The sequence below is a fragment of the Mycoplana rhizolycopersici genome (assembly GCF_013378445.1).
GTDB classification, from domain to species: domain Bacteria; phylum Pseudomonadota; class Alphaproteobacteria; order Rhizobiales; family Rhizobiaceae; genus Mycoplana; species Mycoplana rhizolycopersici.
Genome location: NZ_JABXYK010000001.1, coordinates 117,106 through 129,524, shown reverse-complemented (window position 1 = coordinate 129,524; position 12,419 = coordinate 117,106). Strand labels below are relative to the sequence as shown.

The 12,419-nt window shown below is 64.1% G+C and carries 11 protein-coding genes; 8 read left to right on the top strand and 3 right to left on the bottom strand.

Annotation, left to right across the window (positions count from 1 at the left end):
• Positions 1 to 39: 39 nt before the first annotated feature.
• Positions 40 to 1,557: a glycerol-3-phosphate dehydrogenase gene (glpD, locus tag HV823_RS00630; RefSeq protein WP_176947815.1), complete on the bottom strand. Its 1,518-nt coding sequence runs from the start codon at positions 1,555 to 1,557 to the stop codon at positions 40 to 42.
• 107 nt (positions 1,558 to 1,664) lie between these two features.
• A complete protein-coding gene (locus HV823_RS00625; protein WP_176947814.1) occupies positions 1,665 to 2,444 on the bottom strand; it encodes a DeoR/GlpR family DNA-binding transcription regulator in 780 nt (259 codons plus the stop codon).
• A gap of 232 nt (positions 2,445 to 2,676) precedes the next feature.
• On the opposite strand from HV823_RS00625, the gene HV823_RS00620 reads away from it, so the two are divergent.
• Both HV823_RS00620 and HV823_RS00615 read left to right on the top strand, forming a co-directional pair.
• Positions 2,677 to 3,447 (top strand): SDR family NAD(P)-dependent oxidoreductase, encoded by a 771-nt coding sequence (locus tag HV823_RS00620; protein WP_176947813.1) that lies wholly within the window; start codon positions 2,677 to 2,679, stop codon positions 3,445 to 3,447.
• A gap of 132 nt (positions 3,448 to 3,579) precedes the next feature.
• Positions 3,580 to 3,936: an ArsR/SmtB family transcription factor gene (locus HV823_RS00615; RefSeq protein ID WP_176947812.1), complete on the top strand. Its 357-nt coding sequence runs from the start codon at positions 3,580 to 3,582 to the stop codon at positions 3,934 to 3,936.
• A 34-nt stretch (positions 3,937 to 3,970) separates the two neighbouring features.
• On the opposite strand, the gene acuI is transcribed toward HV823_RS00615, so the two are convergent.
• Positions 3,971 to 4,966, bottom strand: a complete 996-nt coding sequence (acuI, locus tag HV823_RS00610) for an acrylyl-CoA reductase (NADPH) (RefSeq protein ID WP_176947811.1) — start codon at positions 4,964 to 4,966, stop codon at positions 3,971 to 3,973.
• 112 nt (positions 4,967 to 5,078) lie between these two features.
• Between acuI and HV823_RS00605 the strand changes: the two genes are divergently transcribed.
• The 6 genes from HV823_RS00605 to HV823_RS00580 all read left to right on the top strand — a co-directional run bounded on the left by HV823_RS00605 (position 5,079) and on the right by HV823_RS00580 (position 12,387).
• Positions 5,079 to 5,972 (top strand): LysR family transcriptional regulator, encoded by an 894-nt coding sequence (locus HV823_RS00605; RefSeq protein WP_176947810.1) that lies wholly within the window; start codon positions 5,079 to 5,081, stop codon positions 5,970 to 5,972.
• A gap of 179 nt (positions 5,973 to 6,151) precedes the next feature.
• Entirely contained in the window at positions 6,152 to 6,628 is a 477-nt protein-coding gene (locus HV823_RS00600; protein WP_176947809.1) for a formate dehydrogenase subunit gamma, read from the top strand.
• Complete coding sequence (locus tag HV823_RS00595) at positions 6,625 to 8,181, top strand: formate dehydrogenase beta subunit (protein WP_176947808.1); 1,557 nt, start codon at positions 6,625 to 6,627, stop codon at positions 8,179 to 8,181. The genes HV823_RS00600 and HV823_RS00595 overlap by 4 nt, the downstream gene beginning before the upstream one ends.
• 201 nt (positions 8,182 to 8,382) lie before the next feature.
• Positions 8,383 to 11,262, top strand: coding sequence for a formate dehydrogenase subunit alpha (gene fdhF, locus HV823_RS00590; RefSeq protein WP_176947807.1), 2,880 nt, complete (start codon positions 8,383 to 8,385; stop codon positions 11,260 to 11,262).
• A 16-nt stretch (positions 11,263 to 11,278) separates the two neighbouring features.
• Positions 11,279 to 12,121 carry a formate dehydrogenase accessory sulfurtransferase FdhD gene (gene fdhD, locus HV823_RS00585; RefSeq protein ID WP_176947806.1) on the top strand — a complete coding sequence of 281 codons (843 nt, stop codon included), beginning with the start codon at positions 11,279 to 11,281 and terminating at the stop codon, positions 12,119 to 12,121.
• An 11-nt stretch (positions 12,122 to 12,132) separates the two neighbouring features.
• Positions 12,133 to 12,387 (top strand): formate dehydrogenase subunit delta, encoded by a 255-nt coding sequence (locus HV823_RS00580; protein WP_176947805.1) that lies wholly within the window; start codon positions 12,133 to 12,135, stop codon positions 12,385 to 12,387.
• Positions 12,388 to 12,419 lie beyond the last annotated feature (32 nt).

The following is a 12,419-nucleotide window of genomic DNA, read 5'->3' as shown; positions in this document are numbered from 1 at the left end:
CATGTCTCCAATGTTCCTCCCAGCCATTGGAAACCCCCGTCAGTTCGGGGGTTGCAACGCCTTGGTCATATAGTCTTCCAATGCCTCCGCCTCCGCGGCTGTCAGGTGCAGGCCGCGCTTGGTACGGCGCCACAGGACATCGTCTGCGTGCCGCGCCCACTCCTCTGCCATCAACCAGCGTACCTCGATTTCGTAGAGATCGCTGCCAAAATGACGGCCGAGGTCCTCGATTGTCTTCGCACCGCCCAGAAGTCTGGTCGCGCGGGTGCCGTATAGGCGGATCAGCCGCCTTGCATGGGCAGAAGTGACAAAGGGATAGAGCTGGGCGAGGCGGGCGACCTCCTTGTCAAATTCGCCGGTGCCGAAATCGCCGCCTGGCAGCCGCGAGCCGGCCGTCCACTTGCGCCCCTTCTCGCCGATCGCCTCGCCGATCTTTTCCAGTGCCGATTCGGCCAGCCGGCGATAGGTGGTCAGCTTGCCGCCGAAGACGTTGAGCAGCGGCGCCTTTTGGGAATTGCCGTCCACCTTCAGCACGTAGTCGCGGGTGGCCTCCTGCGCCTTGCTGGCGCCGTCGTCGAACAGCGGGCGGACGCCGGAATAGGTCCAGACGATGTCGTCGCGCGTGACCGGTTCGACGAAGTACTCGCTGGCTGAACGGCAGAGATAGTCGATCTCCTCGTCGCTGATCCTGGCTTCGTGCGGGTCGCCCACATAGTCGCGGTCGGTGGTGCCGATCAGGGTGAAATCGTCCTGATAGGGTATGGCGAAGATGATGCGCCCGTCCGGATTCTGGAAGAAGTAGGCGCGCGGATCGGAAAACTTCCGGCGGACGACGATGTGGCTGCCCTGGACGAGGCGCACATTGTGCACGTCGTTCTGGCCGAAGGCGCCGGCGAGAACCTTGTCCACCCACGGGCCGCTGGCGTTCACCAGCATGCGGGCCTTGACGACGTCGCGTTCGCCGGACGCCATATTCTCGGTCTCGACATCCCAATGGGCGTTCTCGCGCCGCGCTGAGACGACGCGGGTTCCGACGCGGATGTCGGCGCCGCGATCGGCGGCGTCACGCGCGTTCAAGACGACGAGACGCGCATCGTCCACCCATCCGTCGGAATACTCGAACGCCTTGTCGAAGAGATTCTTGAGCGGCTTGCCGGACGGATCGCGGCGCATGTCGAGCGTGCGCGTCGCCGGCAGCAGCTTGCGGCCGCCGATATGGTCGTAAAGGAACAGCCCGAGCCGGATCAGCCAGGCGGGCCGGATGCCGCCCTTGTGGAACGGCAGGACGAAGCGCATCGGCCAGATGACGTGCGGAGCCATGGCCCAGAGCACCTCGCGCTCCATCAGCGCCTCGCGCACCAGCCGGAACTCGTAGTGTTCCAGATAGCGCAGACCGCCGTGGATGAGCTTGGTGGAAGCGGAGGAGGTGCCCGAGGCGAAGTCCTTCATTTCGGCGAGCACGACGGAATAGCCGCGACCGGCAGCGTCGCGGGCAATGCCGCATCCATTGATGCCGCCACCGATGACAAAGATGTCCTTGACCGCGTCGTCCGCCACTTTACCCCCCTGCACTTTCGCAGTGCACAATATTGCGCAATTGCGAAAGCACGGGAAGTTAAAACGAAAATATTACGAATGTCAAACGAAGGGTGAAGGAAAATCGATCAGGGGTGGGGGGCTTTTGAGGCGGTCTCGACAAGCCTGACGTCGTGCTCGGCGCAGATCGCGCGGACATTGTCGAGCGGACAACTGTCGGTAATGAAGGTGTGGACCTGCGAAAGGTGGCCGATGCGCACGGGTGCCGTGCGTTCGAACTTGGTCGAATCGGACACGAGGATGACGTGGCGGGCATTGGCGATGATTGCCTGCGCAACCTTCACCTCGCGGTAGTCGAAGTCGAGCAAAGCCCCGTCATGGTCGATCGCGGACACGCCGATCACGGCATAATCCACCTTGAACTGGCGGATGAAATCGACGGCAGCCTCGCCGACGATGCCGCCATCCGCGCCGCGCACGACGCCACCGGTGATAACCACCTCGATCGAGGGAAATCCACGCAACCTGTTGGCCACGTTGATATTGTTGGTGATGACCATCAGTTCCTTGTGGTCCAGCAGCGCTTCGCTGACGGCTTCGGTCGTTGTGCCGATGTTGATGAAGAGCGAGGAGTTGTTCGGGATCATTGCGGCTGCGGCCTGACCGATCGCCTGCTTTTCGGCGGCTGCGATCGAACGGCGTGCCTCGTACTTGACGTTCTCGTTGCCGCTCGGGAAGAGGGCGCCGCCGTGGATGCGCGTCAGCGCCTTGTTGTCGCAGAGATCGTTGAGGTCCTTGCGGATGGTCTGCGGGGTGACGGAGAAGCGGGCGGCGAGGTCCTCGACGAGCACGCGGCCCTCCGCCTTGGCAAGCTCCAGGATGTCCGCTTGCCGACCTGTCAGAAACATCGAATCCTCCCATGCTTTCGTTTTGGTTCATCATATGCAAAAACGAAAGCGCCGCAATTCCGCTGCAAGCAAGCAGATGTTGACAGCGCGTCGTTCAGAGAAATTGCGGTCCGGCCTTGCACAGTCCGCCTCCTCTCTGTGAATATAGTTTCGGCCGTGCGTCCTTCGGTTGCCGACCGGATCGGTCGCTGCGACACGGGCGTCGTGGCGCGAGATCGATTGGGAGAAAGCCATGTTTCATCCGGCCTTGTTCAAGGGCGCCAATGTCGTCGTAACCGGTGCGGGGCGGGGCATCGGCCTCGAAATCGCCCGGCAGTTCCTGGATTGCGGCGCGCATGTCCTGCTGCACGGCGGCCGCAAGCCGCTTGAAGAGCTGCCCGATTTTCTCACCCAGGCCGTCGTCGAGGCGCGAGCGCATGTCGTCTATGCGGATTTCCTGGCCGGACATGGCGTTCTGGATGTCGTCCGCTATGCCGAAAACCTGTTCGAGCAGGTGGATGTGCTGGTCAACAATGCCGGGACGATGGTCGGCCGTTTCCCGGCCGATGCGCTGACGGACGAGCAATACCAGACGGTCGTGCGGCTGAACCAGACGTCGGTCATGGAGATGACGCGCGGCATGCTTCCCTCGCTCAGACGCGCTCCGTCGGCTGCGATCGTCAATACGGTTTCCATTTCGGCGCTGACCGGCGGCAGCCCGGGATCGGCCATCTATTCGGCGACGAAGGCTTTCGTCACCACCTATTCGAAGGCGCTTGCGCGCGAGCTCGCCCCGGACGGCATCCGCGTCAACTGCGTCTCTCCGGGGACGATCACGACTAACTTCCACGAGCGTTATTCCACGCCCGAGAAGCTGGAGGCGACACGTAAGTCGATCCCGCTGCAGCGGCTGGGCACCGCGCAGGATTGCGCGCCCGCCTACCTCTTTCTCGCCTCCAATGCGCTTTCCGGTTATGTTACCGGACAGGTGCTGGAGGTGAACGGCGGCCAACTGATCTGCTGATGCTAATTGGCAACGCTCGCAAAAATCCTGCGTGCAGTTGCCACTTTCTGCTTGTCGCGTCCTTTGGCTGCCCCAGATCAGTCTCACAGTTGAGCCCGTGCTGAGTAATGCGTTCACGAGTCGGGAGTGAATATGAGGCAAACTGCGGGTCCGGTCATGGAGGCCGGCGGAAGTTTTGACATCTTCGCCAATCAGGCCGGGAAGGCCAGTCGTCTCCTCAAGGCGCTGTCGCACGAGACGAGGCTATTGATTCTCTGCCTGCTGACGGAGAGCGAAAAGACGGTGGGCGAGATCGAGGCGATCCTCGATCTTCCGCAAGCCGTCGTCTCCCAGCAACTCGCACGTCTGCGTCAGGACCAGCTCGTTGTTACGCGCCGTGACGGCAGGCAGGTCTACTATCGTCTCGCCGACGAAAACGTCACGGCGATCATGGGCACGCTCTACGACATCTATTGCCGGCCGATCATGCTGCGCGAACAGGGCGTCTGAAGCGGCGGGGCGCCGTGCGGCGTCCCCTTTTGCATTATCGCCGCACGTTGATGACCGGCCGTCCGCGAATTTTTCCGTCGAGAATGGCCGGTGCGAGTGCCGGCAGATCGGTAAGCCCGTATTCGGTGATCATGTCGTCAAGCTTTTCGAGCGGCAGATCGGTGCCGATGCGGCACCAGGCGTCGAGGCGTTCGTCGCGCGGCCGCATCACCGAATCGATGCCGAGCAGGCTCACGCCGCGCAGGATGAACGGGATGACGGTGAAGGAGGGAATCGTTGCGCTGGCGGCCAGCCCGATCGCCGCGACCGCGCCGTCATATTTCACCTGCTTTAGGACCCGCATCAGCATGTCGCCGCCGACGGCGTCGACGGCGGCCGCCCAACGCTCGGATTCCAGCGGCCTTGCCGATGGCTCGGCCAGTTCGGCGCGGTCGATGACGGTCTCGGCGCCAAGGCCAAGCAGGTAGTCGGCTGTTTCGGTCCGGCCGGTGACCGCAGCCACGCTGTAGCCGAGGCGACCGAGAATGGCGACGGCGACGGAACCGACGCCGCCGGCAGCCCCGGTGACCAGAACCTCGCCCTTCGGCGGGGACAGCCCGGCCTTTTCCAGCGCCATCACCGCCAGCATGGCCGTAAGGCCGGCGGTTCCGACAGCCATCGCTTGCCGCGTCGTCAGCGCTTCGGGCAGCGGCACCAGCCAGTCACCCTTCACTTTCGCGCGGGTCGCATAGCCACCCCACCATATCTCGCCAACCCGCCAGCCGGTCAGGATCACCTTGTCGCCGGGGCGGTAGCGGGGGTCGGCCGATGCCTCCACCGTCCCCGAGAAATCGATGCCGGGAACATGGGGATATGCGCGGACGAGCCCGCCCTTGCCGGCAACGCACAGCCCGTCCTTGTAGTTCAGCGTCGAATATTCGACTGCGACGGTCACGTCGCCCTCCGGCAGCCGTTCGTCCGGCAGATCCTGAACCGAGGCTGAAATGGCGCCGTCCGCGCCCTTGTCCACCAGAAGTGCCCTGAACGTCATTCCTTCGCTCCTCAACCTCTCGTTCTCTTCCTGCCTCCACCTATAGGGCGGTAAAGGTTTGTCGCGCCACCGTTCTTTTGTATGAATGGGAGAGCGCTGGGGTGGAATGCGGATGATCGACAAGCTTGAATATTTTATCGCGCTGGCACGGGAGCGGCACTTCGCCCGGGCGGCGGAGGAGCTCGGCATCTCGCAGCCGACGCTGTCTGCGGCCGTTCGCCAGCTGGAAGACCAGCTCGGCGTCGTGCTCGTCAACCGCGGCTCGCGCTTTCAGGGGCTTACGCCGGAAGGTCAGCGCGTTCTCGAGTGGGCGCGGCGCATCGTCGGCGATGCGCGGACCATGCGCGAGGAGATGCGGGCGGCGCGTAAGGGGCTTTCCGGCCATATCCGGCTTGCCGCCATCCCGACGACGCTTGCGATGGTGCCGCGCATTACGGCGCCCTTTCAGGAGAAGCATCCCGACGTGACTTTCTCGGTGCTCTCCACGACATCGCTCAAGATCCTGAGCCTGTTGGAAAATCTCGAAATCGACGCAGGCCTGACCTATCTCGAGAACGAGCCGCTCGGCCGGGTGACCAGCGTGCCGCTGCACGTCGAGCGCTACCATCTGATCACCGCGAAGCATGGTCCGCTGGCCGATCGCGAAAGCGTGACATGGCGCGATGTCGCCAACCTTAGCCTTTGCCTATTGACTTCCGACATGCAGAACCGCCGGATCATCAACAGTCACTTCGCCGAAGCCGGCGTCACGGTGAAGCCCACGCTCGAATCGAACTCGATGATCGTGTTGTTCTCCCATGTGCGGACGGGGCGCTGGTGTAGCATCATGCCGGAAAATGTTGCCCTTTCCTTCGGATTTCATGATGAAATCAGTATAGTTTCCATCGTCGATCCGTCACCGCATCACATCGTCGGCCTGGTGGCGACCCATCGCGAACCCTTCACGCCGCTGGTATCGGCGCTGCTGCATGAGGCGCGGATTCTCTCGGAACAGGCGCAATATTGATAGAAAAAAACTATCGATCGACGGCACGACTTTATTGACCCCTTTCGGCTTCCCTGAGAAGCTTTGACGGTGTGGTATCGGTAAACGGGAGGGTTTGCCTTTGCCGAGCCGTTTCAAGGCATTGAGGATCATTCTGCCCTGCGGGCGTTTTGCTTCGGTGCCGTTCGGGAGGATTGCGAATGAACCTGCACGTTTCCGGTGACGTCGGAACGCGGACCCTGGCCATCATCGATGCGATGAAGGATCTGGAAGGACCCTTGCTGCCGATCCTGCACGAGGTCCAGGCCGAATTCGGCTATGTCCCGCAGGAAAGCCTGCCGGTCATCGCGAAGGAACTGAACCTTTCGCGCGCCGAGGTGCACGGCGTCGTCACCTTTTATCATGATTTTCGAGACCATCCGGCCGGGCGGCATGTGCTGAAGCTCTGTCGTGCCGAGGCCTGCCAGTCGATGGGGGCGGATGCGATCGCCGATCGGGTCAAGGCGCTGCTTGGCATCGACTTCCACCAGACGACGCTCGACGGCGCGGTCACGCTGGAACCCGTCTACTGTCTGGGGCTCTGTTCCTGCGCGCCGTCGGCCATGCTCGACGGCGCGGTGCATGCAAGGCTGGATGCCGCCTCGGCCGCCGAACTCGTGCAGGAGGCGCGCCGATGACCGTCAGCATCTACGTTCCCAGGGATGCGGCAGCGGTCGCGCTCGGCGCCGACCGGGTCGTGGCTGCGATCGAGAGCGAGGCGTCCGCGCGCGGTCTCGACGTTGCCATCGTGCGCAATGGCTCGCGCGGCATGCATTGGCTCGAGCCGCTCGTCGAGGTCGTCGTCGGTCACGAGCGCATCGCCTACGGCCCGGTGAAGCCCTCGGACGTGGCTTCGCTGTTCGATGCCGGATTGCTGTCGGGTGCGGATCATCCGCTCTGTCATGGCGCCGCGAAGGACATTCCCTTCCTCAAGCAGCAGACGCGGCTGACCTTTGCCCGCTGCGGCATCACCGATCCGCTTTCGCTCGATGACTACCGTCGTTACCGCGGCCTCACCGGTCTGGAAAAGGCGATCGCCATGGCGCCGGAGGCGATCGTCACGGAAGTGACCGACAGCGGCTTGCGCGGTCGCGGCGGCGCGGGCTTCCCGACCGGCATCAAGTGGAAGACGGTGCTGGAGGCCACGGGAAGCCGGAAGTATATCGTCTGCAATGCCGACGAGGGCGATTCCGGCACTTTCGCGGACCGGATGATCATGGAGGGGGATCCCTTCGTGCTGATCGAGGGCATGGCGATTGCCGGCCTCGCGACGGGCGCGACAAAGGGCTTCATCTACACCCGCTCCGAATATCCGCATGCGATCGCGACCATGAGCGAGGCGATCGAAATCGCGCGGCGCGAGGGCATTCTCGGCCCTTCGGTGCTCGGCTCGGGACGGGCTTTCGACATGGAAGTCCGCGTGGGTGCCGGGGCCTATGTCTGCGGCGAGGAAACGGCGCTGTTGAACAGCCTCGAGGGCAAGCGCGGCATCGTTCGCGCCAAGCCGCCGCTGCCGGCCCACAAGGGTCTGTTCGACTGTCCGACCGTGATCAACAACGTCATCTCGCTTGCCTCCGTGCCGGTCATCCTCGACCGCGGGGCGGCGTTCTATCGCGATTTCGGCATGGGTCGTTCGCGCGGCACGATCCCGATCCAGATCGCCGGCAACGTCAAACATGGCGGCCTGTACGAGACAGCCTTTGGCCTGTCGCTCGGCGAGATCGTCGATCATATCGGCGGCGGCACGGCAAGCGGGCGGCCGGTCAAGGCGGTCCAGGTCGGCGGGCCGCTCGGGGCCTATTTCCCGCGCGCCCTGTTCGACACGCCGTTCGACTACGAGTCTTTCGCGGCCAAGGACGGGCTGATCGGCCATGCCGGCATCGTCGTCTTCGACGACACGGTCGACATGCTGCAGCAGGCCCGGTTTGCGATGGAATTCTGCGCGATCGAGAGTTGCGGCAAATGCACGCCCTGTCGCATCGGCTCCACCCGCGGGGTGGAAGTCGCCGACCGGATCGCGCAGGGCATCGAGCCGGAGAAGAACCGCGAACTGCTGGGCGATCTCTGCAACACGATGAAGTTCGGCTCGCTCTGTGCGCTCGGCGGTTTCACGCCCTATCCGGTGCTGAGCGCCATGGCACATTTCCCGGAGGACTTTTCGCCGGCGCCAAGGGTGGAGGCTGCGGAATGACGCGATCGTCCTTCAGGAAATTGCCTCTCACCCTAGCCCTCTCCCCGCAAGCGGGGAGGTGGGGTGTGCCTGGCGCATGCTTTGCAAAGACTGGCGGCGCTACAGCTTTCGCCCTTCTCCCCGCTGATACGGGGAGAAGGTGCCGGCAGGCGGATGAGGGGCGCGTGCCCCTGAATAAGAATTTTCTCGGAGGAGCGGTCCATGTCCCTTATTCATGAAATCGACTACGGCACGCCCGCCTCCAAGTCGGAAAAGATGGTGACGCTGACGATCGACGGTCGCGAGGTCACGGTGCCCGAGGGGACTTCGATCATGCGCGCCTCGATGGACGCGGGGATCGAGATTCCGAAACTCTGCGCGACCGACATGATGGACGCCTTCGGCTCCTGCCGGCTCTGTCTCGTCGAGATCCAGGGGCGGGCGGGCATGCCGGCCTCGTGCACGACGCCGGTGGCGCCGGGTCTCGTCGTCTCGACACAGACGCCGCGGCTGAAGGACGTGCGCCGCGGCGTGATGGAACTCTACATCTCCGACCACCCGCTCGACTGCCTCACCTGTGCGGCCAATGGCGACTGCGAGCTGCAGGACATGGCGGGTGCGGTCGGACTGCGCGACGTACGCTACGGCTATGAGGGCGAGAACCACGTCCGCGCGCGCAATGACGGGGCGATCAACATCAAATGGCAGCCGAAGGACGAGTCCAACCCGTATTTCACCTTTGACTCCTCCAAATGCATCGTCTGTTCGCGCTGCGTGCGCGCCTGCGAGGAGGTGCAGGGCACGTTTGCGCTGACGATCGAGGGCCGCGGCTTCGACAGCCGCGTCTCCGCAGGCATGCACGAGGATTTCGTTTCGTCCGAATGCGTCTCCTGCGGTGCCTGCGTGCAGGCCTGCCCGACGGCGACGCTGACGGAGAAGTCGGTGATCGAGATCGGCCAGCCGGAGCATTCGGCGGTTACCACCTGCGCCTATTGTGGCGTCGGCTGCTCGTTCAAGGCCGAGATGCGCGGCGAGGAACTGGTGCGCATGGTGCCGTGGAAGGACGGTCAGGCCAATCGCGGCCATTCCTGCGTCAAGGGCCGCTTCGCCTATGGTTACTCGACGCATCGCGACCGGATCCTCAACCCGATGATCCGCGAGAAGATCTCCGATCCGTGGCGAGAGGTCAGCTGGGAAGAGGCGTTTGCCCATGTGGCAAGCGAGTTCCGCCGCATCCAATACCAGTACGGCCGCGATTCGATCGGCGGCATCACGTCCTCGCGCTGCACCAACGAGGAGACCTACCTCGTCCAGAAGATCGTCCGCGCCGGCTTCGGCAACAACAACGTCGATACCTGCGCCCGCGTCTGCCATTCGCCGACCGGCTACGGCCTTGGCCAGACCTTCGGCACCTCGGCGGGCACGCAGAATTTCGATTCGGTCGAGGAGACCGACGTCGTCATCGTCATCGGGGCCAACCCGACCGACGGCCATCCGGTGTTCGCCTCACGGCTGAAGAAGCGGCTGCGGCAAGGCGCCAAGCTGATCGTCATCGATCCGCGCCGGATCGATCTCGTCAAGGGACCGCATGTCGAGGCGAGCTACCATCTGCCGCTACGACCCGGCACGAACGTCGCCGTCGTCACCGCCCTTGCTCATGTGATCGTCAGCGAGGGGCTCTTTGACGAGACGTTTATCCGCGAGCGCTGTGACTGGTCGGAGTTCGAGGACTGGGCTTCCTTCGTCTCTGAGGAACGGCACAGCCCGGAGGCGGTCGAAGGACTGACCGGCGTTCCTGCCGAGCTCATCCGTGGTGCGGCACGGCTGTTTGCCACGGGCGGAAACGGCTCGATCTACTACGGCCTCGGTGTCACCGAGCACAGCCAGGGTTCGACGACGGTTATGGCGATCGCCAACCTTGCGATGGCGACCGGCAATATCGGCCGGCCGGGCGTCGGCGTGAACCCGTTGCGCGGGCAGAACAACGTGCAGGGCTCCTGCGACATGGGCTCATTCCCGCATGAGCTTCCCGGCTATCGCCACATCTCCGACGACGCGACGCGCGAGACCTTCGAAAAGCTCTGGGGCGTGTCGCTCTCCAACGAACCGGGCCTTCGCATACCCAACATGCTGGATGCCGCCGTCGAAGGCTCGTTCAAGGGCATCTACATCCAGGGCGAGGACATCCTGCAGTCCGACCCGGACACGAAGCACGTGTCGGCGGGTCTCGCCGCGATGGAGTGCGTGGTCGTCCAGGACCTGTTCCTGAACGAGACGGCGAACTACGCCCATGTCTTTTTGCCGGGCTCCACCTTCCTGGAGAAGGACGGGACGTTCACCAATGCCGAGCGCCGGATCAACCGCGTCCGCCGGGTGATGACGCCGCGCAACGGCCTGGCCGACTGGGAAGTGACGCAGAAGCTGGCACAGGCGATGGGCCTTGCGTGGAATTACCGCCACCCGTCCGAGATCATGGATGAAATTGCCGCGACCACGCCGAGCTTCGCGCTGGTCTCCTACGACTACCTGGAGAAGATGGGCTCGGTGCAGTGGCCCTGCAACGAGAAGCACCCGCAAGGATCGCCAATCATGCACGTCGACGGCTTCGTGCGCGGCAAGGGCAAGTTCATCCGCACCGAATATGTCGCCACCGACGAGAAGACCGGGCCGCGCTTCCCGCTGCTTCTGACGACCGGCCGCATCCTCAGCCAGTACAATGTCGGCGCGCAGACGCGGCGGACCGACAACGTCGTCTGGCATGAGGAGGACCGGCTGGAGATCCATCCGCACGACGCCGAGAACCGCGGCATCCGCGATGGTGACTGGGTGCGCCTCGCAAGCCGTTCGGGCGAGACGACGCTGCATGCGCTGATCACCGATCGCGTGTCGCCGGGTGTCGTCTACACCACCTTCCACCACCCGGATACGCAGGCGAACGTGATCACGACGGACTTTTCCGACTGGGCCACCAACTGTCCGGAGTATAAGGTCACGGCGGTCCAGGTTTCGCCTTCCAACGGTCCGTCGGACTGGCAGGTCGAGTATGACGAACAGGCCCGCCGTTCGCGCCGCATCGCCGGCAAGCTGGAGGCGGCGGAATAGAGAGCAACAGGCCCGCATGACTGTCTTCAACACCACCGCCAAGGTGCCCGAACTCGCCCGCCGTGCCGGCCGCCTCGCCGCCGGCGAGCGGATCGTGCCGGAAGAGATGCCGGTCGCCTTCACCTATCACGGCTCCACCCACGCCGTGATGATGGCGACGCCGGCCGACCTCGAGGATTTCGCCGTCGGCTTCAGCCTGACGGAAGGCATCGTCGCGGATGCGGCCGAGATCGAACTCGTCGAGATCGTCGGCGAGGAGAGGGGCATCGACCTGCAGATCCGGCTGGCTGATGCACAGAGCGAAGCGCTTGTGTCGCGTCGCCGTCACATGGCAGGTCCTGTCGGTTGCGGCCTCTGTGGCATCGAATCGATCGAGCAGGCCGTTCGGGTGACACCTTCGGTTCGCGCCTCCACGCTGACGATGACGCAGGACCAGGTCGTCGAGGCCGTCCGGCTCCTGAACGGGCAGCAGCCGCTGCACATGGAGACGCGGGCCGTGCATGGCGCGGGCTTCTTCGTTCCCGGGAAGGGCCTGATCGCCGTTCGTGAGGACGTGGGCCGCCACAACGCCTTGGACAAGCTGACCGGGGCCGCTGCCCGGGCCGGCTATCGCGGCGCGTCCGGCGCCGTCGTCGTCACAAGCCGCGTCTCGGTCGAGATGGTGCAGAAGACGGCGGTGGTCGGCAGCCCCTTCATTGTCGCCATATCCGCGCCGACCGTCCTTGCCATACGCACGGCAGAGGAGGCGGGTATGACCCTGATCGCGCTCGTGCGCGGTGACGAGTTCGAGATTTTCACGGGCGCCGAGCGCGTCGTTTCCTCCTCCGGGGAAACCGCGCGCCGGGCAGGAAACGGGTAGGAAGCACATTTATGTCCAACGACGCCAAGCTGGTCCGCATGGCCAACCAGATCGCGACCTTCTTCCATTCTCAGCCGGCGGCGGAAGGGCCGCAGGGGGTCGCCACGCATATCAACAAGTTTTGGGAACCGCGCATGCGGCGGCAGCTTTTCGACATCGTCGATCATCGCAGCGGCGAGGGGCTCGACCCCATGGTTCTGGCGGCCGCGCCGCTGATCAAGCGCCCCGCACCCAGCGGATCGACCGATCATCCGCCTGCAGCATAGTCGAGATATCGGCTTCAGGCCGCGGGCCACGC